Origin of the sequence: Actinoplanes sp. NPDC049668 (assembly GCF_044465445.1) — a bacterium.
In the GTDB taxonomy this organism is placed as follows: Bacteria; Actinomycetota; Actinomycetes; order Mycobacteriales; family Micromonosporaceae; genus Actinoplanes.
In genome coordinates this window covers 162,335-185,299 of record NZ_JBITLR010000006.1, presented here as the reverse complement: position 1 = coordinate 185,299, position 22,965 = coordinate 162,335, and the positions used below count along the sequence as shown (strand labels likewise).

Below are 22,965 nucleotides of genomic sequence, written 5' to 3'. Positions count from 1 at the left end.
CCTCGACAGGTCGATCGGAAATCGGAGTGCCAGTGCTCGTAGTGCATGGGGTGTGGATCGCCGGTGAGGCCGCGCCCGGGCGGCTCGCCCTCTGGGCCGAGGATCCCGCGCTCCCGCTGACCACCTCCTCGCGGGCCCGTCGCCGCCCGCACCCCTTCGCCGTGCCGGCCGAGGCGCTGACCGCCGCGCTGACCGGCTCGTCGGACGAGCTTCGCGACGCCCTGGCCAAGGCGGCCGGCGCCGCGGTGACCCTGCACCTGCCGGGCACCGCGAAGGGCCCGCTCCCGTCGCCCGAGACCGGCAGCGAGGTGCCGGGCCGGGGCCTCCGGCTCGGCGCCTGGGAGACGCCGGCGCTGGTCCTGCCCGCCGAGAGCGCGCTGGCCGCGCTGGGCGCGCTCGCCGATCCGGATCCCGAGGGGCCGTGGAGCGCGGCGGCGTCGCTGCGCTACCTGTGCGTGCTGGCCGGGCACGCCTGCGACCTCGCCCGCCGCGGACGGATGCTGCCGCAGCTGGTGACGGAGTCGGGCGTGCCGGCCGCGCGCTGGCGGCCGGTGCTCACCGGCGCCGACGCCGCCTCCTACCGGGACTTCGCCACCGCGTTGCCGCCGGTCTGCCGCGCGGCGTCGACCGGCGGCGCCGCGGACCAGGAGGCGTCGGGCGGCGCCGGGGTCGGGCGGACGCTGCGGGACGCCGTCGAGGTGCTCGTCGACGCCGCCGCGCGGGCGCTGCTGCCCGAGCGGCTCCTGGTCGGCATGCGACCCGGACCCAAGGCTCCCCTGCCCGACCGCTGGATCGCCGCGCTCACCGCCGCCGACCCCGCGCTGCCGCAGTCCCGGCCCGCCGACGTCGCCGCCCTCGCCAAGCCGCTGGTCGCCTGGCTGCGGGCCGCGCACGAGGCCAACGGCCCGATCCGGGTCAGCTTCCGGCTGGCCGAGCCGCCGGTCGGCGAGGACGACTGGGCGCTGGACTTCGCCCTGCAGTCCGCCGACGACCCCAGCCTCTACCTGCCCGCCGCCGGCCTCTGGTCCGGCACCCGGATACCCGGCCTGCCGGCCCGTCCCGACGAGACCCTGCTCGCCGGGCTGGGCCGCGCGGTCCGGCTGTTCCCGGCGCTGCACGAGGCCCTGCTGCTCGCGCAGCCCGAGGGGATGTCGCTGAGCACCGGCGAGGCGCACGGGTTCCTCCGCACATCCGCTCCCCTGCTGCAGGCGGCCGGCTTCGGCGTGCAGCTGCCGGCCTGGGCGGGGCGCAAGGCGGTCGGGCTGAAGCTGACCACCCGGACCCGCGGCAAGACCCCGTCCGGCAAGGCCGCCGCCGACTCCGGCTTCGGCCTCGACCAGCTGGTCGACTTCCGCATCGACCTGGTGATCGGCGACGGCACGGTCAGCGCCGACGAGCTGGCCGAGCTGGCCCGCCTCAAGGTGCCGCTGGTCCGGGTACGCGGTCAGTGGGTCGAGCTGGACGACCGCCAGCTCAAGGCCGCGCTGAAGGCCGTCGGCCGGCGCCGCGAGGGCGAGCTCACCGCGGCCGAGGTGCTGCAGCAGGTGGTCGACGGCGGCGAGGAGGACCTGCCGCTCGTCGAGGTGGACGCCGACGGCGCGCTCGGCGACCTGATCTCGGGCCGGGCCGCGGAGCGGCTCACGCCGGTGCCGACGCCGCCGGGCTTCCAGGGCACGCTGCGGCCGTACCAGGAGCGGGGTCTGTCCTGGCTGCACTTCCTGGCGCGGCTCGGGCTGGGTGGCATCCTGGCCGACGACATGGGCCTCGGCAAGACGGCGCAGACGCTGTCGCTGCTGCTCGCCGAGCGCTCCGATCCCGGCGCCGAGGTCGCGCCGACCCTGCTCGTCTGTCCGATGTCGCTGGTCAGCAACTGGCAGAAGGAGGCGGCCCGCTTCGCGCCCGCGCTGCGGGTGCACGTCCATCACGGCGGCGGCCGCAAGCGCGAGGACGACTTCCGCGCCGCGGTCGCCGCGTCCGACCTGGTCATCACCACCTACGGCACGGCGCTGCGCGACCTCGACGCGCTGCGTGAGGTCCAATGGGGACGGATCGCGTGCGACGAGGCGCAGGCGATCAAGAACGCCGGCACCCGGCAGGCGCAGGCCGTCCGGGCGATCCCGGCACGTACCCGGCTCGCGCTGACCGGCACGCCCGTCGAGAACCACCTCGCCGAGCTGTGGTCCATCATGGAGTTCTGCAACCCGGGCCTGCTCGGTCCCGCCAAACGCTTCCGGCGCCGGTTCCAGGAGCCGATCGAGGTGCGCGGCGACGCCGACGCGACCGCCGCCCTCAAGCGCGCCACCGGCCCGTTCGTGCTGCGCCGCCTCAAGACCGACAAGTCGATCATCTCCGACCTGCCGGAGAAGAACGAGATGAAGGTCTGGTGCACGCTCACCGCCGAGCAGGCGACGCTCTACCAGGCCGTGGTCGAGGACATGATGGCCGTCATCGAGAACAGCGAGGGCATCCAGCGGCGCGGCAACGTGATCGCCGCGATGACCAAGCTCAAGCAGGTCTGCAACCACCCCGCCCACCTGCTCAAGGACGGCTCCCGGCTGCCGGGCCGGTCCGGCAAGCTGGCCCGGCTCGAGGAGCTGACCGAGGAGATCATCGAGGACGGCGACAAGGCCCTGATCTTCACCCAGTACGCGGAGTTCGGCACGATGCTCCAGCCCTACCTGGCGGCACACCTCGACCGCCCGGTGCTGTGGCTGCACGGCGGGCTCAACAAGGCCCGGCGCGACGAACTGGTCGAGCGCTTCGAGAGCGACACCGAGCCGCTGCTCTTCCTGCTGTCCCTCAAGGCGGCCGGCACCGGCCTCAACCTGACGGCCGCCAACCACGTCATCCACGTCGACCGCTGGTGGAACCCCGCGGTCGAGGACCAGGCCACCGACCGCGCGTACCGGATCGGGCAGTCGCGCAACGTGCAGGTGCGCAAGTTCATCTGCACCGGCACCCTCGAGGAGAAGATCGACGCGATGATCGAGCGCAAGAAGGCCCTGGCGTCCGCGACGATCGGCACCGGCGAGGACTGGGTGACCGACCTCGACACCGACCAGCTGCGCGAGCTCTTCTCGCTCGACACCGCGGCGGTGAGCTGACATGCCCGTCGACCCCGAGGGGCGCTGGTTCGAGACCAGCGGGCCGATCCGCGTCGACGGCGGCATCGCCGTGCGGGCCAAGCGCGGCAAGATCGGCGAGCAGTGGTGGTCGCGCCGCTTCGTCGACATCCTCGAGCAGACCTGCGACGGCGGCCGGCTGGCGCGCGGGCGCGCGTACGCCCGCAAGGGTCAGGTCATCGACTTCGAGCTGACCCCGGGCCGGGTCGCCGGGCGCGTGCAGGGTTCGCGGCCGGAGCCGTACCGGGTCGTCATCGGCATGCCGGCGTTCGACGAGCCGGAGTGGACCCGGATCCTCGCCGCGCTCGGCTCGCAGGCCCTGTACCGCGCCGCGCTGCTCGCCGGCGACATGCCGCACGAGCTGGTCGACCTCTTCGACGAGCTGGGGCTGCCGCTCTTCCCGGCCCGGCTCGACATGGACTGCTCGTGCCCGGACTGGGGCAAGCCCTGCAAGCACGCCTCCGCCGTGCTGTACGTGCTGGCGGAGGCGTTCGACGACGACCCGTTCCTGGTGCTGGCCTGGCGGGGCCGCGGCCGGGCGGAGCTGCTGGCGGCGCTGCGCGGCCTGCCGGAGCCCGTCGAGACCATCGATCCGCTGGCGGTCGAGGAGGCGCCGCTCGACTCCCGACTCGGCGACTTCTACACGCCCGCCATCTCGCTCGGCCGGCTGCGGGAGCGCCCCGGCCGCGTGACGGTCCCGCCGGAGCTGCTACTGAGGGTGCTGGACTCCCCGCAGGTCCGGGTCCGGCACATCCCCCTGGTCGACGTCCTCCGCCCGGCATATCGGGACCTCGCCGCCGGGTCGTGATGAGCTAATGTCCGTCCGCCCAATGTGGAGGTACGGACATGATGAGGCACGGTGCGGCGGCGGCCCTTGGCGCCGTCTTCGGCGTCCTTCCGGTCAGCCCGGTCGAGGCGGCGCCGCCGGCCAGCCACGACGAGACCCTCTTCGTCGAGGAGGACCGCCAGGGCAAGATCGAGCCCGGCGGCTTCATCAACCTGGTGGTGGCGGCGTCGTACTACCCGTCGACCGTCGCACAGCACCGGACCGTCGTGCTGAAGCTTCCGGCGGGCGTCACGTTCCGCAGCGCGGAGAACGACTACGCCGCCGGCCCGTGCGTGCCGGACGCCACCAAGCGGGTCGTCACGTGCACGACCCAGGACCCGGTCGACGAGCGGCCAGCGCTCAACGCCACCTGGTTCGTGACCGCGGACCTCGCCGAGGATCTGCCGGCCGGCGAGTACGTCACCGTCAAGACCACGATCAACACGGAGATCCCGGACCCCGACCTGTCGAACAACGTCGGCACCTGGAAGTTCTTCGTGCCGGGCCCGGGCGACATGTCCGCCGCCGTCAGCGCCCCGCCGGGACCCTGGCAGGCCGGCTCCGAGTTCGACGCGAAGCTTACGGTGCGCAACGACAGCCGGTACGGCTCGCCCGCGCAGCTGTACGTGCGGGTACAGCCCGTCCAGCGTCACCCACAGCGGCTGGCCCACCGAGTGCAAGCCGATCCGGGGCACGATGAGCTGCGACGTCGCCATGATCAAGGCCGGCGCGACCATCGAGTTCACCGCGCACTTCAAGGTCACGAAGTACGACGCCGGTGGTCTGGAGATCGTCTCGACGGTCCTCCCGGTGGCGCGGGACACCGACAAGGGCAACAACGACGCGGCCTACCGCGCCGACCTGAAGCCGTCCGGTTCGCCCACGCCGACACCGACCGGCGGCACCGGGGGCGGCGAACCGTCCCTGCCGATCACCGGCCCGCCGACCACCCTGCTCGCGCTCATCGGGCTGGCACTGCTCGTCGCCGGCGCGGGCACCCGGTTCCTGCTCGCCGGCACGCCTGACGAAAGAAGCGGCGGGCCCGACCGGGCCCGCCGCCTCATCGCTATCTGTACCGGGACCTGGCCGAGCCGGGCGCCTGAAGGCCGGTCGACGGCTGCGGTGTCTCGCCCTCCTGGTAGCGGGCGCTGGCCGCGTATCCCGGAACGCGCGGAAAGGGCGCGGGAGCCTGTCCGCTCCCGCGCCCTGACCGTCAGCGTGCCCCTCGGCCGGCCGTCACGCGGCCTTCACGAAGTACTGTGCGCCCGATCCGTTGCAGTCCCAGATCTGCAATCGCGCGCCGTCCGCCGTCGAGCCCGACGGGGAGTCCAGGCACCTGTTGGAGTTCGGGTTGCGCAACCGGTTACCTTCCTGGACCCAGTTCTGTGCGCCGCTGCCGTTGCAGTCCCACAGCTGCACCAACGTGCCGTTGGCCGTACCCGCGCCGTTGACGTCGAGGCACCGGCCCAACGTCCGCAGGGTCTGGCCGTTCCAACTCCACTGCTGGTCCTTCGAAACAGAAGGCCCCTGGCACGTCCACAGCTGCACGGCCGCGCCATTGCCGCCCGTGTCGTTTCCGGCCACGTCCACGCACTTGCCACCCGGCCCGTTGACCTGCGTCGCGGGTCCGCCCGTGGAAGGCGGCGGCGTGGTCGGTCCGCCGGCGCCGAACGGGGTCAGGATCAGGCCCGCGGAGCGGGGGTCGCCGTCGTGCACCAGCGACTCGAAGGCGCCGACGTCGTCGAAGGCGAACGCGTACGCCTTACCGTCCGCCATGTTCTGGTGGATGATCTTCGCGTACTGGTTCGTCGGGCTGTTCTGGTAGAACTGCGCCGCGTTCGTGCTCGGCTGGGTGTCGACGGTGCCCAGCGTGCCGCGGTTCAGCGCCGCGCAGAGCGTCCGCGAGATCGGGCCGACCACCAGGTCGTTCGGGGCCGGCAGGTCGCCGTCGCAGCCCCAGACGCTGGCCGACGACGGCTTGTTGAACGACGCCACCCGGGTACCGGCGCTGTTGGTGAAGTTCATGACGTTGCCCGACGTGCGGCCGAAGTACTTGGTGTTCGGCTGGTCCCCGAACGGCACCACCGTCAGCGTCTTGGTGGTGTACGCGTTCCACGCCGACGTGATGTACGAGTCCAGGTAGTTGGCGCTGAGCAGCCCCGCGCCCGCGGCCTTGCCCGGCGCCAGGGCCCGCAGCACGGTCCCGTCGGAGCGGGTGTAGACCGTGTTCGCCCAGCCCGGCTGCGCCTTGATCGCGTTGATCACGTTGTTGCGGCCGTTGTTGACGGGCTCGCCGGTCTTCTTCGTCGCGCCCGAGGCACCCGTGACGGTCACCGCGTGCGGCACGGAGAACATGTCGACCTGCGAGCTGTTGAGCCACAGGCCGGCGTCGTTGTACGTGAACTCGCTCCAGTCGAACAGAATGTTGTAGTTCGCGTCGCCGCTGGCCCACGGCGCCGGCTGGACCAGGCCGTCCGGCGTCAGGAAGAACTTGAGCTTCTCGCCGAGCGAGAAGTAGACGCGGCCGGAGAAGCCGCGCGGGAAGTTGACGGTCGTCGCGCCGCCGTTGCCGGGTCCGCCGATCGCCACGTCGGGTGCGGGCGTCGGCGGTAGCCCGCCGGCCGGCCAGGGCGTGAACGTGCCGCCCTGGTTCACGTAGCCGAGGCGGTTGGTGTTGAGGTTGATGCCGATCACGTACAGGTAGACGGCGTCGCCGCGGCCGGTGTTGTTGGTGACGGTGACCGGCAGCAGGGCCGGGCCGATGGCCTGCGCCGGCGCGGCGGCCGAGACGGCCGCCACCGGCGCGGCCACCACGAAAGCGGCCAGCAGGTGCAGGAGTTTGGATCTGGTACGCACGAGGACTCCTCGGGGCGCAGGAGGTACGGGGGAAGGCCCCGCGGCGGGCTGGGGACGGCCCTCCGCGGGGTTGGAGACGGGTGCGCCAGAGAGCGCTCTCACAGAGTCGAATAGTTAACTCGGTGTGTCAATAGAAAGCAGCCGATGTGTTAACGGATTATTTCCGGCCCCCGGCGCGACGTAGGGTTCCGAATCATGAGTGACATGACCTACCGCCGCCTCGGCACCTCCGGACTGGTCGTCTCGGTCGTCGGCATCGGCTGCAACAACTTCGGCCGCAAGCTGGACGTCGACGGCACCCGGGCGGTCGTCGACGCGGCGTTCGACGCGGGGATCACCCTCTTCGACACCGCCGACATCTACGGCACCCCGCACGGCGGCTCCGAGGAGTGCCTCGGCGCCGCCATCAAGGGCCGGCGCGACGAGATCGTGCTGGCCACGAAGTTCGGCATGGACATGGAGGGCCTCAACGGCGCCGACCGCGGCGCGCGCGGCGCCCGCGGCTACATCGTCCGCGCGGTCGAGGCCTCCCTGCGCCGGCTCGGCACCGACTACATCGACCTCTACCAGATGCACGAACCCGACCCGGCGACGCCGATCGAGGAGACCCTGTCGGCCCTCGACGACCTGGTCCGCAGCGGCAAGGTCCGCTACCTGGGCAACTCGAACTTCGCCGGCTGGCAGATCGCGGACGCGGACTGGACGGCCCGGACGGCGGGCCACACGCCGTTCATCAGCGCGCAGAACCAGTACAGCCTGCTGCACCGCGAGGTCGAGGACGAGGTCGTGCCGGCCTGCGAGCGGTTCGGGCTCGGCCTGCTGCCGTTCTTCCCGCTGGACAGTGGACTGCTCAGCGGCAAGTACTCCCGCGGCCAGGCGCCGCCCGCGGGCACCCGACTCGCCCAGGAGCGATACCAGCGCTGGCTCGACGGCGCCGACTGGGACACCATCGAGGCGCTGACCGCGTTCGGTGAGGAGCGCGGGCACGGCCTGCTCGACGTCGCCATCGCCGGCCTGCTCGCCCAGCCCGCGGTCGCCTCCGTGATCGCCGGAGCCACCTCCGCCGAGCAGGTGCGCGCCAACGCCGCGGCCGGCGCGTGGCGGCTGAGCACCGCGGACGCGGTGGCGCTCGACCGGGTCTTCGCCGGCTGACCGTGGCCGGGTCGACGCACGAGGAGACGGCCCGGACGGTCCTGCCCGCGGCCGTCTTCGCCTACTACCGCGACGGGATCGGCGACCAGGTCAGCCGGGACGAGGCGGCGGCCGCGTGGCGCGACTGGCGGTTCGTGCCCCGGCTGTTCCGGGACGTCTCGCGGGTCGACACCGAGATCGAGCTGTTCGGCGCGCGCCTGGCCGGGCCGGTGCTGGCCGGGCCGACGGCCCTGCACACCCTCGCGCGGCCCGAGGGGGAGGCGGCCACCGCCCGCGGCGTGGAGGCGGCCGGCTCCCTGCTGGTGCTCAGCTTCCGGTCCGGCCGGCCGCTCGAGGAGATCCCGCTGACCCGGCCCTGGTGGTTCCAGGCCTACGTGCTGCGGGACCGGAGCGTCACCGAGCGAGAGGTACGCCGGGCGGTGACGGCCGGGGCGCGGGCGATCGTGCTCACCGCCGACGCCCCGTACGTACCTCGGCGGGGCGTACCGGAGGCGGGTCCGCTGGCGCCGGCGAACCGGCCGCCCGGGCTCGAGCAGGATCCGGCGCTCGGGCCGGACGCGATCTCCTGGCTGGCCGAGGTATCGGGCCGGCCCGTGCTGGTCAAGGGCGTGCTGCGACCGGAGGACGCCGTCGCGTGCGTGGCCGCGGGCGCGGCCGGGGTGATCGTCTCCAACCACGGCGGCCGCCAGCTGGATCGGGTGGTCGCCACCGCGCACGCACTCGGCCCGGTCGCCGAGGCGGTCGGCGGGCACGTCCCGGTGCTGGTCGACGGCGGCATCCGGGACGGCGCCGACGTGCTGACCGCGCTGGCGCTCGGCGCGCGGGCCGTGCTGATCGGCCGGCCGGTGCTGTGGGCGCTGGCGACCGGCGGCGCGGACGGCGTACGGGATCGTCTGGATTCTTATCGCGAGGGCCTGGCGCGGGCGATGGCGCAGGCCGGCCTGGCGACCCTCGCGGACGTCGACGCCACGACCGTGCGGTACGTCTCTCCGGTACGGGGCCACCAGGGCCCCGTACCGGATCCGGGGTCTATTCGGCGACCGTGACGATCCGGCGGCGCCGGGCCAGCACGAAGGCGATCACCCCGCCGATCAGCAGCAGGGCACCGCCGCCGGCCAGCAGCCCGGCCGGCGCGCCCGTCACGGGCAGGCCGCCGCCGGAACCGCCGCCGGAACCGGTGACCGACACGTCGATGAACGCCGTGTTGTTGGCGGTCTTCGGGTCCTGCGCACCGCCGTTGACGCTCAGGACGCCGCCGTCCTCGTTCCGGCCGTTCTCGATCTTCGCGGTGAAGGAGAAGCGAGCCTCGGCACCCTTGGCGAGGCCCTGCCGCGGGACGCAGGCGTAGTAGTGGCCCGAGATCTTGCCCCACTGATCCCAGTCGGGCTCGCCGTCGGCGCTCGGGACGCAGTTCCTGTCCACCTTGGTCAATTTCAGGCCGGACGGGATCGTCACCGATGTCGACAGATACCCGCCGGGGACCGGCTCGACGCTGTCCGCCGGGCCGTCGTTGCGGACACCGACCTTGATCGTCCTGGTGTCACCGATCTCACCGGTGAACGTGCCGCCGATCGCGACGAGGTCCGCCGGGTTCGCGGAGACCTTGACCAGGAACGAGGTGACGTTGTCCCAGTCGTTCAGATCGCTCTCGTATACGGTCACCGCCTTGGCGGAGCGGGCCGGAACCAGCACCAGCCGGTCGCCGGACCGCTTCGCCGCCGACTTGCGCGCCGCCGCCACGGCGGAATCGGGCCGGTCGACGTCGAAGGCGAACACGCCGGCGAGGTAGTCGGCCGGGCCGGCCGCGTTCGCGGCCACCTTGACGTTCATCGGCTTCGACTCGTCGAAGGTGAGCACGTCGCCGGGTGCGAGGGCCTGCTCGAAGAAGCAGATCACGCCGGCCAGCTCCTGCTCGTCGACGCAGTTGCGGTAGCTGTTCGGGAAGCTGAGGTAGCGGTCGCCGGGGAACGCGACGACGAAGCCCTCCACGGCCTTGTTGCCGTTGTTGCGCACGGCCAGCGGAATCGGCGCGGACTTGCCCGGCGCGAGGCTGACGTCGTCGATGTCCGCGACCTCCAGGTCGACGCCCTGCGCGGCGCGGACGACCGTGATGGTGGTGGACGAGCGGGACGCACCGGAGCCGTCGCGCACCGAGATGTCGAAGCTCGAGCCCAGAGCGGGCAGGTCGGCCGTTGGGTCGACGGTGAAGTGGTAGCGCTTGCGGGTGCTGGGCGCCATGTCTCCGAGCTCGCAGCTGTCCGCGTCGCATCCCGCCGGCGCCGCGAAGCCGACGCTCGGGTCGATCTTCGAGTCGACGCCGTTGTATTCGACGACGAGGCCCTCGAGCCCGACGTCGCCGTTGTTGAACACATCGAAGAGCACGGACTTGGCTCGGCCGTCGGTCGTGACCACGCGAGTCGGGGCGACGATCACGACCGACGCGATGCCGGAATCCGGGGCGGCGTGCGCGGGGGCGGTCGCGCACAGGCCGGTCACGCCGATCATGGCTACGGGCAGGACTAGCCGGCCCACCAGGGAGTGCAGACGCATGGTCACCACTTCGAATTCGTCCAGGCGAACAAGGTTCGCAGAGACTAGGTAGGCACCCGGGCCCGGCGCCACCCCCCGAAGATCAAAGTCGGCTATACCTGGGCAAAAGCAAGACCGTCGGCGGGCAGCGCGGGTGCCTCGCCCCGCGCGGCGGCCCGGCGGGCGAACTCGCGGATGCCCGCGATCTGCCGCTCGCCGAGCGAGAAGTCCAGCGCCCGGAAGTAGGTGGCCAGCGTCGCGGCGTCGAACGGCTCCCAGCGGGCGGCCGCCTCGGCGACGTCGTCCAGCTCGCCGAGGCACAGGTCGCGGGAGCGCTGGAACGCCTCGTGCACGTCCTTGACCACGCCCGGGTTCGCCTCGGCGAACTCCCTGCGTACCGCCCAGACGGCGAAGACCATCGGGAGGCCGGTCCACTCCTTCCAGGCCTGCGCCAGGTCGGTGACGTGCAGGCCGAGCGCCGGGGCCTCGTACAGGGCGCGCAGGGCCGGGTCGCCGATCAGGACCGCGGCGTCGGCCTCGAGCAGCATCTGGGTGAGGTCCGGCGGGCAGCGGAAGTACTCCGGCTCGGCGCCGTGGCGGTCCGCGAGCAGCATCTGGGCGAGCAGCACGCCGGTCCGCGAGGTCGAGCCGAGCGCGACCGGACGCGCGTCGAGTTCGTCGAGGGGCCGGGTCGAGACCAGGTTGACCGAGAGCACCGGGCCGTCGCTGCCGACCGCGAGGTTCGGCAGCAACAGCAGGTCGTCGGCGTTGCGCAGGTACTCGACGAGCGAGATCGGGCCGATGTCGAGGTCGCCGGCGACCAGGGCGGCGTTGAGCCGGTCCGGGGTGTCCTTGCGCAGGTCGACGTCGAGCAGGGCGCCCGAGCGCATCAGCCCCCAGTAGATCGGCAGGCAGTTGAGAAACTGAATGTGCCCGACCCGAGGTCGCTGTACTACGTCGCTCATGCCGGAACGCTATCCGGGCCGAGCGCTTCCCGCGGAACTTCCGGTTGCGGTAAGGGACCTATCTCACGTCCGGCGCGCCGCACGGCCGGCAGGCAGAACACGACCGCGACCAGGCCCGCGAGGCCCGCGGCGGCCGGCACCATGAGGCCGGTGGCGGGATCCGGGCTGAGCCGACCCGCAGCGGAAAACCCATGCAAGATCGCTATTCCCGCGTATCATCGAACGCTCGCCCGCGGGGACCGCGCGCGCCTCAGCCGGGCACAGCCGATACCGCTTCCGCAGCCGGAGAGTCGGGCGGCCCAGGTCAGCCGAACAAAGACACCGATGCCGAAAGGTCGCTCGGATGACGCTGCCTGCCCAACCCGATCTCGATCACGAGCTGCACGCCGAACGTACCCATCTGAAGGAGTCCCGGGCCGCGCTGGGCCGGATGCGCGGCCGGGCCGAGTCGCTCTTCGCCGCCGGCGCGGACGTCGCCGGCGACTCCTACGGCGCGGAGGCGCTCGGCCGCACGCTCTCCCGCCGGGTCGCCGAGCTGGCCGACGACCCGTCCACCCCGCTCTTCTTCGGCAAGCTCGACATCGAGGAGGCGAAATACCACATCGGACGGCGGCACGTCACCGACGACGCCGGCGAGCCGATGGTGCTGGACTGGCGGGCGCCGCTCTCCCAGTCCTTCTACCGGGCCAGCGTCCGCGACCCGCAGGGCGTCTCCACCCGTAGGCGGTTCGGCTTCGTCAGGGGCGAGCTGACCAGCTTCGAGGACGAGCACCTGGACCGCGGCGAGGAGCTGGGCACCAGCAGCCGGATCCTCACCGCCGAGATCGAGCGGCCCCGCGTCGGCCCGATGCGCGACATCGTCGCCACCATCCAGCCCGAGCAGGACGAGCTGGTCCGCGCCGAGCTCGAGGACTCGATCTGCGTGCAGGGTGCGCCCGGCACCGGCAAGACCGCGGTCGGGCTGCACCGGGCCGCGTACCTGCTCTATCTGCACCGCGAGCGGCTGCGCCGCTCCGGCGTGCTCATCGTCGGGCCCAACACCGCGTTCCTCTCCTACATCTCGGCGGTGCTGCCGGCGCTCGGCGAGGTCGAGGTGCAGCAGGCCACGGTCGACGACCTGATCGCCCGCGCCCCGGTACGCGGCCGCGACGACGAGGCGGCGGTGCTGCTCAAACACGACCCGCGGATGGCCGAGGTGCTGCGCCGGGCGCTGTGGGGCCGGCTCGGCAAGCCGGTCGAGCCGATCATGGTGTCGGACGGCTCGTACCGGTGGCGGATCGACCCCGAGCCGCTGCGCCGGATCGTCGACGAGGCCCGCCGCGAAGGGCTGCCGTACTCGGTCGGCCGCGAGCGGGTCCGGGCCCGGGTCGTCGGCCTGCTGCAGCGGCAGTCGGAGTACCGCACCGGCAACTCGCCCGGCGAGACCTGGCTGCGCCGGATGAGCAGGATCGCCCCGGTCCGCGACTTCCTCGACTCCTCGTGGCCGGCCGTGACGCCGGAGGCGCTGGTCGTCGCGGTGCTCACCGACGCCGAGCTGCTGGCCTCGGCCGCGGCGGGCATCCTCAGCGACGCGGAACAGGCCGCCCTGCTCTGGCACCGGGTGCCGCGCACGGTCAAGGCGGCGAAGTTCAGCCAGGCCGACCTGGTGCTGATCGACGAGGCGGCCGGCCTGCTCGAACGCGAGTCGAGCTTCGGCCACGTGGTCGTCGACGAGGCTCAGGACCTGTCGCCGATGCAGGCCCGGGCGATCGCCCGGCGCAGCGAACACGGCTCGATCACCCTGCTCGGCGACCTGGCCCAGGGCACCGCGCCGTGGGCCGCCGCCGACTGGCGCGACACCCTCGGCCACCTGGGCAAGCCCGACGCGGTCGTGGTGCCGCTGACGGTCGGCTTCCGGGTGCCCGCGGTCGTGGTGGAGCTGGCCAACCGGCTGCTGCCGGCGCTCGGCGTCGACGTGCCGGCGGCGGTCTCGCTGCGCCGCGACGGCACCCTCGACATCGTGCCCGCGGCCGACGAGTCCGCAGTGGACGCCGCGATGCTGGTCGAGGTGACCGCGGCGCTGGAGCACGAGGGGTCGGTCGCGGTCATCGCGGCGGACGCGTCGGTGGGCCGGCTGCGTGCGCACCTCGAGGCCGCCGGCCTGACGGCCGCGACGCCCGACGAGGTCGACTCCGAGGCGCGCGTGACGGTGGTGCCGGCCACGATCGTCAAGGGCCTCGAGTACGACCACGTCATCGTCGTCGAGCCGGCCGAGATCGTGGCGGCCGAGCCGCGCGGCCTGCACCGGCTGTACGTGGTGCTGACCCGGGCGGTGTCCCGGCTGTCCGTCGTGCACGCCGGACCGCTGCCGGGACCGCTCGCGCCGTGACGCTCAGAGCGCCCTGACCCAGCGGGACCACTCTTCCTGGCGGCGATAGCCGCCGGCCGCCCAGCTGCGGTGCGCCTGCTCGTTGTCGTCCAGGACCATCGCGTCGATCCGGGTGGCGCCCAGCGCCCGGGCGCGGTCCTGCGCCGCCGCGATCAGGGCCCGGCCGATGCCCGCGCGGCGGCGGTCCGGGTGCACGGCCAGGCGGTACAGGTGGCAGCGCCAGCCGTCCCAGCCGACGATGATCGTGCCGACGATCCTGTCCCCCTCGACGGCCAGGATCAGGGCGTCCGCGTCCCGCAGGTGCAGCGCCGCGACGGCCGCCGGGGTGTCCGCCGAGCGGCCCGCGTTCTCGGCGGCGATCGCCCAGAACGCCATGACCGCCGCCAGCTCGCGGGACTCGGCGGACCGCAGCACAAGATGATCACTCACGCCCGCGATGCTAATTGAGTTGAACTTCCGACTGATTGAGGCCGTACCTCGCATTGCGGTGCAACGATCTATCTATCGTCTGCCGCAGTCCCCCTGAGGAGCAGGTCATGAACCCACCGACGCCCGGTGTGCCAAGCTGGGTCGACCTGGGTACCGCCGATCTCGACGACGCGATCCGCTTCTACTCGGCGCTGTTCGGCTGGGAGGCCGAGGTTTCCGGCGAGGAGTACGGCGGCTACACCACGTTCCGCCTCGGCGGGCGCGCCGCGGCGGGCGCCGGGCCGCTGTACGGCGAGGGCCAGCAGACCGCCTGGAGCACGTACATCGCGGCCGACGACGCCGACCTGATCGCGGCCCGGGTCGAGGCGGCCGGCGGAAAGGTGCTGGTCGCGCCGTTCGACGTGATGTACCAGGGCCGGATGGCGGCGTTCCTGGACCAGGCCGGCGCGCCGTTCAGCGTCTGGCAGTCGGGCACGATGCGCGGCGCGGACGTCTTCGACGCGCCCGGCGCGCTGACCTGGAACGAGCTGACGACCCGCGACGTGGAGGGCTCGGCGGCGTTCTACGGCGAGGTGTTCGGCTGGGTGGCGCGGGAGAGCGCGATGGGCGACGGCACGCCGTACATCGTGTGGGAGCTGGACGGGCACCCGATCGCCGGCATCAAGCCGATGGACGGCGACGAGTGGCCGGACGACCTCCCACCACATTGGATGATCTACTTCGCGGTGGCCGACTGCGCCGACTCGGCGGCGTACGCGCAGGCGCTGGGCGGCCGGGTCCTGCAGCCACCGATCGACCTGCCGATCGGCTGCTACGCGGTGCTGTCCGACCCGCAGGGCGGCACCTTCTCGATCCTGCAGAGCGCCGCCGGCGCCTAGCGGACCGGCACCACCAAGGGGCCCTGCTCGCCCTCGATCACCTTGACGCGTACCCGGTAGTGCTTGGCCAGTAGTTCCTGGGTCAGCACCTCCCGGGCGGTCCCGGCCGCGACCACCCGGCCGCCGGCCAGCAGCACCATGCGGTCGGCGTACTCGCCGGCGATCGACAGGTCGTGCATGGTCGCCAGGACGGTCAGGCCCCGCTCGCCGCGCAGCCGGTCGACCAGGTCGAGGACCTCCTGCTGGTGGCCGATGTCCAGGGCGCTGGTCGGCTCGTCGAGCAGCAGGGTCCGGGCGCCCTGCGCCAGCGCCCGGGCCAGGAAGACGCGCTGCCGCTCGCCGCCGGAGAGCGTGTCGAGCCGCCGGGCGCGCATGTCGACCAGGTCGAGCGCGGCCAGCGCCTCGTCGACCGCGGCGAGATCGGAGGCGGACTCCCTGCCCAGCGCCGGCACGTACGGTGTGCGGCCGAGCAGCACGTAGTCGAAGACCAGCATCCCGGGCGGGACCACCGGCGACTGCGCGACGGTGGCTACCGTGCGGGCGCGTTCCCGGCGCGGCAGCCGCTCGAGGGCGGTCCCACCGAGGCTGATGTCGCCGTGGAACGGCAGCAGGCCGCCGATGGCCCGCAGCGCGGTGGACTTGCCGGCCCCGTTGGGTCCGATGATCGTGACCCATTCCCCGTCGGCGACGTCGAGGTCGATGCCGTCGACGATGACGGTGCCGCCGAGCAGCACCCGCAGGCCACGAACGGTGATCACGACGAGATCCTGCTCTTGCGGAGCACTACCGCGAAGAACGGGGCGCCGAAGAACGCCGTCACCACCCCGATCGGTAGCTCGTTCGGGCTGGCCACCGTGCGCGCCACCAGGTCGGTCAGCGCGAGGAAGGCCGCGCCGAACAGCACCGACAGCGGCAGGATCGACCGGTAGCTCGGACCGGCCAGCAGCCGCAGCGTGTGCGGCACGATGATGCCGACGAAGCCGATCAGCCCCGACACCGAGACCGCGGCGGCCGTGCCCAGCGAGGCCGCGACGATCAGGAGGTACCGGCTGCGCTGCGGATGCAGCCCGAGGCTGGCCGCCTCCTCGTCGCCGACGGTCAGCACGTCGAGCTCGCGGCGCTGCGAGAGCACGATCGCACCCGTCACCGCCGCGTACGGGAGCACCAGCAGCACGTCGTGCCAGCCGGCGGTGGCCAGCCGGCCGAGCAGCCAGGAGTACACCTCGCGCAGCGTGTCGACGTGCTGCTGCATGAGGTAGGTCTGCGCCGCGGCGAGGAAGGCGGAGACGGCGACGCCGGCGAGGATCAGCGTGGCCGGCCCCCGGGCCCGGCCGCCGGCCGCGCCGAGCAGCCAGGTCAGGATGACGGCGACGATCGCGCCGACGAAGGCGGCCAGGGGCACGCTCATCGGCAGGTTCGCCGTGGCGTCGCCGGTACCCGAGCGGAGGGCGATCACGGCCGTCACGCCGAGCCCGGCGCCGGCGGCGACGCCGAGCAGGTGCGGGTCGGCCAGCGGGTTGCGGAAGACGCCCTGGTAGGCGGCGCCGGCGAGGGCGAGCATCGCCCCGACCAGCAGGCCGAGCACGACCCGCGGCAGCCGCAGCTCGGTGATGATGGCGACCTCGCGGGCGTTGAGGCCGCTGTCGATCCGCACGCCGGGCAGCAGGTTGAGCAGCTCCGCCGCGACGGCGGCCGGCGGCAGGCTGACGGGCCCGAAGGCGATGCCCGCCACCAGCGCGAACAGGACGGCGACGACACCACCGGCGAACCAACCGGGCCGCAGCCCGGCGGGTCGCATCCGCGCCGGGCCGCCGGTGGCCGCCGGCGTTGGGGCGGTCGGCCGCCCTACGGTCACGCCGGGACCTTGGCCACCGAATCGGCAACCGACTGCACGAGGTCGACGACGCGCGGGCCCCACCGCGACGCGATGTCGTCGTCCAGCGCGACGATCTGGTCCTTCTGCACCGCCGTGATCGCCGACCAGCCGGTGCGGGCCTTGACCGTCGCGGGCGACTGCTTGCAGCAGTTGGCGTCGGCCAGGAAGATCAGGTCCGGGTTCGCCTTGATCAGGGCCTCCGGGGACAGCTGCGGGTAGCCGCTCTTGGCGCCGTCCGGGTCGGCGGCGTCCGCGACGTTCTTGAGCCCGAAGAGCGAGAAGATCGAGCCGATGAACGTGCTCGACGTGGCCGAGTAGAGCGTCGGGTCGAGCTCGTAGTAGTAGCTGAGCGGCGCCCTCCTGGCCGGCACCGACTTGACGATCTTCTCGATCTGGGTACGCATGCGCTCGGTGAGCGCCGCCGCCTCGTCGCCGTTGCCGGTCAGCGCGCCCAGCTCGTCGATCTGCCGGTAGGTGTCGTCGAGGGTCTTGGCGGCGGGCGCCAGCAGCACCGGGATCTTGAGCTTGGTGAGCTGGTCGACGATCTTGTTGAGGTCGTCGGAGAGGACCACCAGGTCGGGGTTCTTGGCCGCGATGGCCTCGGCGTTCGGCTTGAAGCCGGACAGCTCGCTCTTCGGCGCGTCCGCCGGATAGGTCGACTGGTCGTCGACGGCCGTGACCTGCGGCCCGGCGCCGATCGCGAACAGCATCTCGGTCGCCGTCGGCGCCAGCGACACGATCCGCTCGGGCCGGCTCTCCAGCGTGACGCCGCCGGCGGTCACGGGATATGCCGCGCCGCCGCTGGGCGCGGTGCCGGTCGGCTCGTCCGATCCGCCCGCGCACCCGCCGAGCAGCAGGGCGGTCGCCACGACGGCAGCCGTCAACATACGTTTCATTCTGGTCCTCCTGTCGGCCGAGGCTGTGGTGCTTCGCCGACCGGAGTGAAAAACCGGCCTGCGAGGCGCCCCTCCCCGAGAGCGCTGAATCGCGACCGACGCCCAGGCGACCTGGCTTAACCCCCGGCCACGCGGGGGTTCACAGTTGCGGGACAGCGCCGGAATCACACCGGCTTCGCTGCGACGCGGTCGAGACGAAACTAGCTCACGGTCCCGGCGGACAGCGGATCGCGGTCCCGAAGAGAAATTAAGATCACCTGCTCAAGGGCGGTCGCCGCCGCCGGCCGAGATCTGAGCCTCGTGGGCGGCGAAGTTGGTGATGTTGGCCCGGAACTCGGTGAGCCACTCGGCCGTCTCGCCGTCGATCAGGTCGGCGACGTCGGCGGCGAACTGCTCGATCAGGTCGAGACCGGCCTTCACGGTTGTCGCGTCCGCGCCGAACGCGGCGTCCGCGTTCACCGAGGTCCAGGCGAAGCGGAACCGCTCCAGCCGGCGCTCCAGCGCGCGGGCCGTCGTGATGTCGCGCATCCAGCCCGACGACAGCCCGAAGAAGTGATCGAACGCCACGCAGCCCGCGGCGAGCGCCAGCATGACGTAGCCCCAGTTCGCGCTCCGGCCCTCGGTGGCGGCCAGCAGCGGCGCGACGCCGCCGACGATCGCGAAGAGGATGGCGAGCGCGCGCAGCGACCGGGAGCCGACCCGCTTCGCCGCCTTGTCCCGCAGGTACCAGTCCCGCGCACCGGCGGCGTTCGCCTCGGCCCAGACGCGCAGGCGTTCCAACGTCGCCGCGGGGTCCCGCCATTCATCCACTGTCGGCACCGGCATTTCTCCGGGCTGCAGATCCCGCTTGCGACGGTCGGCCATCGGGCACCACCCCTTCCCATCAGGGATTGACTCACGTCAACCTAACCCGTGACAAGACAGGCGCCCTTGGCAACCTTCCGTGTACTGGCGCCTACTCTGTGCAAACTCTACGATTGTCTGCACGGAAAGCGAATGGGCGAACTCGGAGGGTGACATGAGCTTCATCCTTCACCTCTCCGACCTGCATCTATCCCCGCCCGACGATCGCGAAACGGTCGGTGACCACAAGATCAACCTAATTCCACTTCAGGATCGGGTACGCCGGACCGAGCTGATCCGGACGACGCTGCGTGAACTCGGCCGCGCACTCGAGAACGGGCGCCGCCGGCTCGACGCGGTCGTGATCAGCGGCGACGTCACCTATCAGGGCCGCGCCGACGGCTTCGACCTGTTGCCACGCACCCTCGCCGAGCTGGGCCGCGTCCTGCCCGATCCCGACAAGATCCTCATCGTGCCGGGCAACCACGACGTCCGGTGGTACACCGCGCCCTCCAGCGAGGAACGCTACGAGCAGTTCCTCCGGCTGCGGCGGCACGGCTACCGCACCCCCCTGCTCGAGGGCATCGACTTCGACCGGTACGGCGAGATGCACCGCGCGCCGCCCGGCCCGCCGACGGTGGTCGCCGACGACGACAGCTTCATCCTCGTCGGGCTGAACACGGCCAACCACTGCGGCGTCGAGATGGAGGTGCCGCCCGAGGTGCAGGCCGCCTACGACGCGCTGTCCGGCCGCGCCCACACGGACCCGCACCTGCGGACCATCCTGGACGACTGGCGGCTGCGGGGCCGCTTCGACGTCGCCCGCCTCGGCCCGCACCAGCAGCGGCACGCCTCGGACGCGCTGCGCGAGTACGCGCCGCCCGGCGCCGTGCGCATCGCCGTCATGCACCACCAACTGCTGCCGCTGAGCCCCGACGAGGAGGTCAAGCCGTTCGAGTCCCTCACCAACCTCGGCGAGGTGCGTGACTTCCTGGCCGGCAACGACATCGATCTGCTGCTGCACGGACACAAGCACGTCGAGCACATGTACGCCGACCGCTACCGCCCCAACCTGCGCGGGCTGAACGACGGCGAGATCCGCAAGCTGCTGGTGTGCTCGGCCGGCACCATCGGGCTCGGCCAGTCCTACACCGGCGAGGTCGCGAAGCTGCTCACCATCGACGCCGGGCACGTCGCGGCCCGCCGCGTGACGATGGAGAGCGTGCCGGCGACCCGCAACGGCATCCCGCTCAAGGTCAGCGCGTTCCGCAGCCAGTCGTACCGGATCGCCAACGACGAACCGGCCGAGACCGGCGAGATCGTCGGCGCCACCGCGCAGGACGTGCACGAACAGCTCATCGACCTGTACGTGAAGGGCCGCGTGCCGCCCCGGTCCCCGCTGATCTGCCGGTTCACCGACGGCCGGTCCGCGCGGGCCCGGCCGGCCTCGTACCCGCCCCTGCCGCTCGGCCGCGCCGACAACGACGACTGGTTCGAGCGGATGACCGGCCTGTGGCAGCGGCAGACGCCGATCCGCGGCATGCCGTTCAACCACGGCTCGCGCATCTACAACTTCGGCGGAAACCGGGACCAGCTCAGCGCCGCGGCGGAGACCCTGGCGCGGGATCCCGCCAGCGGCAAGGCGCTCGTGATCCTGCTCGACCCGCTGCGCGACCACGCCGAGGGGCAGGACCAGCGCTACCCGGCCTTCTGCCTGGCGCAGTTCGTGGTCAACGGCGAGACGCTCGAGGTGGTCGCCTACTTCCGCAAGCAGGAGATGCGCTACTGGTGGGCGATAAACGTTGCCGAGCTGGCGATCCTGCAGGAAAGGATGCTCGAGGAACTGCAGGCCCTCGACGCCCACTACGGCCCCGGCGAGATCACCACCATCACGGCGATACCGGTGGTCGCGGAGAAGGTGCCCCGGGTCGCCGTGCCGCGGATCGACCAGGTCGCGGACGAGCAGCCCGGCGAGCTGGTCCGGCTCGCGCTGTCCGTCTGCGCCCGCGACCTGCCCGGCCGCGAGACGTTCGTCGACCAATGGTCCGCGGTCGTCGACGACTGGAAGCCGGGCATGACCGCGACCGTGGACGGCGATCCCGTCGCGACGTTCGGCCTGCGCGCCCTCGCCGAGGTGATCGAGAACGTCTCGAAGGCCATCGGCACCGAGGACCGGGTCGAGGACGTCATCAGCTGCCTGAAGCAGATGCATCAGCACAACGTCGACTTCGCCACGAAGATGCAGAGCAAGACGAACTACAAGCGCACGCACGAGGAGTGGCGACGGGAGGTGCAGCCGCTCGTCGCCCGCCTGCTGCGCACGGTGAACCACATCCTGCGGGGCCCGGACCACCCACATCTGGTGCTCGGCCAGGACCTGCCGCCGCCCGAGCTCGGGCGCGGGCTCAGCGCCTGACGGGTTCCTACACGTCGTGTCCGGCGGCCCTCAACCGGTCCACGACGGGCACCTGCCCCGGAGGCCGCAGCCGGTACTCCCGCTTCTCGTTGATGACTATCAGGTACGCCGAGACCCGCTGGCCCACCCGATAGTCATCGTCGTCGTCCACGTAGAGCACGTCGATCAGCCCGACGCGGGAGTCGCCGAGATCCACCACGATCCCCCACCGAAACACCGCGGTCACGATGCCCCGCATCAGCGTGCCGATCAGCGCCTGTTCCTCGGATTCGGACATGCTCACCATCGTTCCAGAGGGCATCGTCATATAAGATCTTGAATCCGCGCGATGCTCCGATCGCCGGATCTACGGGGGTCCCTCTTGTTGCGTTCCGCCTGGCTGACCAGCGTCGGCACCGTGCTGCTCACCGCGATCTCCGCGGGCGTGCTCGCCGCCCCCGCCCAGGCGGCGACGGCGGGTGTCGTAACCGTCGTCGAATCGACCAAGGTGCGGTATCAGGCGGCCAAGGGCAAGCAGAACAGGGTCGTCGTCACCCGCTCCGGCAACACCATCACCGTCGACGACAAAGTCGCCGTGAAGGCCGGCAAGGGCTGCAAGGCGGTCAAGGGCGACAAGACCAGGGTGCGGTGCACCACGAAGAAGGCGCCGACCCGGATCCGGGTATACACCTACGACCGCAACGACTCGGTGGTCAACCGGACGGGTCTGGGGATGACCGCGGACGGCGGTACCGGCGCCGACGCGCTCACCGGCGGCCCGCGCAGCGACACGCTGCGCGGCGGCTCAGGCGCGGACAAGCTGTACGGCCTCGGCGGCACGGACTGGATGACCGGCTCGGACGGCAACGACCGGCTCGACGGCGGGGACGGCGACGACTCGCTGGACGGCGGCTCCGGCAACGACACCCTCGTCGGCCGCAACGGGCACGACCAGCTGCTCGGCATGGACGGTAACGACAAGGAGTACGGCGGCACCGGCGTCGACACCTTCTACCAGGACTACGACCCGTCGCGTTCGGACGCCGACCTGTTCTCCGGCGGGAGCGGCGAGGACACCGTCACCTACATCTCGCGCGCCAAGGCGGTGGTCGCCGACAACGACGGCGCGAAGGGCGACGATGGCGCCAAGAACGAGCACGACAGCATCGGCGCCGACGTCGAGAACATCGACGGCGGCGACGGCAACGACAGGTTGACCGGCAACTCCGCCGGGAACGTCCTGCGCGGGCTGGGCGGCAACGACAAGCTGATCGGCGGCGGCGGGAACGACGCCCTCGACGGCGGCATCGGCAAGGACCACCTGAACGGCGGCGCCGGCGACGACGGGCTCTACGGCGACGACGGCTACGGGGGCGCCCGGGCGGCGGACGTGCTGCTCGGCGGGGCGGGCCGGGATCTGGTCAGCTACCTCGGCTACACGAAGGCCGTGACGGTCGATCTCGACGGCTCCGCCGGCGACGACGGGCAGTCCGGCGAGCGCGACACGGTCGGCGCGGACGTCGAAGACATCCACGGCGGCACCGGCAACGACCGGCTGACCGGCAACGCCGCCGACAACCTCATCTACGGCCATGAGGGCGACGACATCGTGCGTGGCGGCGCGGGCGACGACGAACTGGACGGCTTCGACGGCCGTGACCAGCTTTACGGCGAGGCCGGCGACGACTCGCTGAGCGGTGCCGACGGATACCGGTACGACGTACCGGACCGGCTGGACGGGGGCGCCAACTCCGCGATCGGCGACATCTGCCAGCCGCTGGAGAACGACGAGACCGTCGATTGTGAACGCGACCGACCCTAGGGCCTGTC

At 72.1% G+C, this 22,965-nt stretch carries 18 protein-coding genes and 1 riboswitch; of the genes, 9 read left to right on the top strand and 9 right to left on the bottom strand.

What is annotated here, in order from left to right:
• The first annotated feature begins 32 nt into the window (after window positions 1-32).
• The 3 genes from ACIBSW_RS25505 to ACIBSW_RS25495 are packed head-to-tail and all read left to right on the top strand — an operon-like array spanning window position 33 to window position 4,973.
• Window positions 33-3,104 (top strand): DEAD/DEAH box helicase, encoded by a 3,072-nt coding sequence (locus ACIBSW_RS25505; protein ID WP_354724616.1) that lies wholly within the window; start codon window positions 33-35, stop codon window positions 3,102-3,104.
• Window position 3,105: 1 nt separating this feature from the next.
• Complete coding sequence (locus ACIBSW_RS25500; protein ID WP_354724617.1) at window positions 3,106-3,930, top strand: SWIM zinc finger family protein; 825 nt, start codon at window positions 3,106-3,108, stop codon at window positions 3,928-3,930.
• A 38-nt stretch (window positions 3,931-3,968) separates the two neighbouring features.
• Window positions 3,969-4,973 carry a hypothetical protein gene (locus ACIBSW_RS25495; protein ID WP_354724618.1) on the top strand — a complete coding sequence of 335 codons (1,005 nt, stop codon included), beginning with the start codon at window positions 3,969-3,971 and terminating at the stop codon, window positions 4,971-4,973.
• A 211-nt stretch (window positions 4,974-5,184) separates the two neighbouring features.
• Here the strand turns inward: ACIBSW_RS25495 and ACIBSW_RS25490 are convergent, their stop codons facing one another.
• A complete protein-coding gene (locus tag ACIBSW_RS25490; protein ID WP_354724508.1) occupies window positions 5,185-6,804 on the bottom strand; it encodes a beta-1,3-glucanase family protein in 1,620 nt (539 codons plus the stop codon).
• A gap of 195 nt (window positions 6,805-6,999) precedes the next feature.
• On the opposite strand from ACIBSW_RS25490, the gene ACIBSW_RS25485 reads away from it, so the two are divergent.
• Both ACIBSW_RS25485 and ACIBSW_RS25480 read left to right on the top strand, forming a co-directional pair.
• Window positions 7,000-7,956 carry an aldo/keto reductase gene (locus tag ACIBSW_RS25485; protein WP_354724510.1) on the top strand — a complete coding sequence of 319 codons (957 nt, stop codon included), beginning with the start codon at window positions 7,000-7,002 and terminating at the stop codon, window positions 7,954-7,956.
• A 2-nt stretch (window positions 7,957-7,958) separates the two neighbouring features.
• On the top strand, window positions 7,959-9,002 hold the full coding sequence (locus ACIBSW_RS25480) for an alpha-hydroxy-acid oxidizing protein (protein WP_354724512.1): 1,044 nt from the start codon (window positions 7,959-7,961) through the stop codon (window positions 9,000-9,002).
• Here ACIBSW_RS25480 and ACIBSW_RS25475 read toward each other — a convergent pair.
• Both ACIBSW_RS25475 and ACIBSW_RS25470 read right to left on the bottom strand, forming a co-directional pair.
• A complete protein-coding gene (locus ACIBSW_RS25475) occupies window positions 8,986-10,506 on the bottom strand; it encodes a hypothetical protein (RefSeq protein WP_354724514.1) in 1,521 nt (506 codons plus the stop codon). The genes ACIBSW_RS25480 and ACIBSW_RS25475 overlap by 17 nt on opposite strands.
• Window positions 10,507-10,598: 92 nt before the next feature.
• Window positions 10,599-11,450 (bottom strand): menaquinone biosynthesis protein, encoded by an 852-nt coding sequence (locus ACIBSW_RS25470; RefSeq protein ID WP_354724516.1) that lies wholly within the window; start codon window positions 11,448-11,450, stop codon window positions 10,599-10,601.
• A 343-nt stretch (window positions 11,451-11,793) separates the two neighbouring features.
• Between ACIBSW_RS25470 and ACIBSW_RS25465 the strand changes: the two genes are divergently transcribed.
• A complete protein-coding gene (locus ACIBSW_RS25465) occupies window positions 11,794-13,818 on the top strand; it encodes an AAA family ATPase (RefSeq protein ID WP_354724518.1) in 2,025 nt (674 codons plus the stop codon).
• 3 nt (window positions 13,819-13,821) lie between these two features.
• Here the strand turns inward: ACIBSW_RS25465 and ACIBSW_RS25460 are convergent, their stop codons facing one another.
• Window positions 13,822-14,247, bottom strand: coding sequence for a GNAT family N-acetyltransferase (locus tag ACIBSW_RS25460; RefSeq protein WP_354724520.1), 426 nt, complete (start codon window positions 14,245-14,247; stop codon window positions 13,822-13,824).
• Window positions 14,248-14,354: 107 nt separating this feature from the next.
• Between ACIBSW_RS25460 and ACIBSW_RS25455 the strand changes: the two genes are divergently transcribed.
• A complete protein-coding gene (locus tag ACIBSW_RS25455) occupies window positions 14,355-15,125 on the top strand; it encodes a VOC family protein (RefSeq protein WP_354724522.1) in 771 nt (256 codons plus the stop codon).
• Here the strand turns inward: ACIBSW_RS25455 and ACIBSW_RS25450 are convergent.
• The 4 genes from ACIBSW_RS25450 to ACIBSW_RS25435 all read right to left on the bottom strand — a co-directional run bounded on the left by ACIBSW_RS25450 (window position 15,122) and on the right by ACIBSW_RS25435 (window position 18,761).
• Window positions 15,122-15,880 carry an ABC transporter ATP-binding protein gene (locus tag ACIBSW_RS25450; protein ID WP_354724592.1) on the bottom strand — a complete coding sequence of 253 codons (759 nt, stop codon included), beginning with the start codon at window positions 15,878-15,880 and terminating at the stop codon, window positions 15,122-15,124. The two genes, ACIBSW_RS25455 and ACIBSW_RS25450, sit on opposite strands and share 4 nt — an antisense overlap.
• On the bottom strand, window positions 15,880-16,923 hold the full coding sequence (locus tag ACIBSW_RS25445; RefSeq protein ID WP_354724594.1) for an iron ABC transporter permease: 1,044 nt from the start codon (window positions 16,921-16,923) through the stop codon (window positions 15,880-15,882). The genes ACIBSW_RS25450 and ACIBSW_RS25445 overlap by 1 nt, the downstream gene beginning before the upstream one ends.
• A gap of 53 nt (window positions 16,924-16,976) precedes the next feature.
• Entirely contained in the window at window positions 16,977-17,897 is a 921-nt protein-coding gene (locus ACIBSW_RS25440) for an ABC transporter substrate-binding protein (protein ID WP_354724524.1), read from the bottom strand.
• Window positions 17,898-18,007: 110 nt separating this feature from the next.
• Window positions 18,008-18,071, bottom strand: a riboswitch (cobalamin riboswitch).
• A gap of 87 nt (window positions 18,072-18,158) precedes the next feature.
• The gene (locus tag ACIBSW_RS25435) at window positions 18,159-18,761 is read right to left on the bottom strand and encodes an SLATT domain-containing protein (protein WP_354724526.1); all 603 of its coding nucleotides are present in this window, start codon (window positions 18,759-18,761) and stop codon (window positions 18,159-18,161) included.
• 154 nt (window positions 18,762-18,915) lie between these two features.
• On the opposite strand from ACIBSW_RS25435, the gene ACIBSW_RS25430 reads away from it, so the two are divergent.
• The gene (locus tag ACIBSW_RS25430) at window positions 18,916-21,156 is read left to right on the top strand and encodes a metallophosphoesterase (protein WP_354724528.1); all 2,241 of its coding nucleotides are present in this window, start codon (window positions 18,916-18,918) and stop codon (window positions 21,154-21,156) included.
• 7 nt (window positions 21,157-21,163) lie between these two features.
• Here ACIBSW_RS25430 and ACIBSW_RS25425 read toward each other — a convergent pair whose 3' ends face one another.
• Window positions 21,164-21,433: a S1 RNA-binding domain-containing protein gene (locus ACIBSW_RS25425; protein ID WP_354724530.1), complete on the bottom strand. Its 270-nt coding sequence runs from the start codon at window positions 21,431-21,433 to the stop codon at window positions 21,164-21,166.
• Between the two features lie 84 nt (window positions 21,434-21,517).
• Here ACIBSW_RS25425 and ACIBSW_RS25420 point away from each other — a divergent pair, with 84 nt between their 5' ends.
• Window positions 21,518-22,957 (top strand): calcium-binding protein, encoded by a 1,440-nt coding sequence (locus tag ACIBSW_RS25420; protein ID WP_354724532.1) that lies wholly within the window; start codon window positions 21,518-21,520, stop codon window positions 22,955-22,957.
• Window positions 22,958-22,965 lie beyond the last annotated feature (8 nt).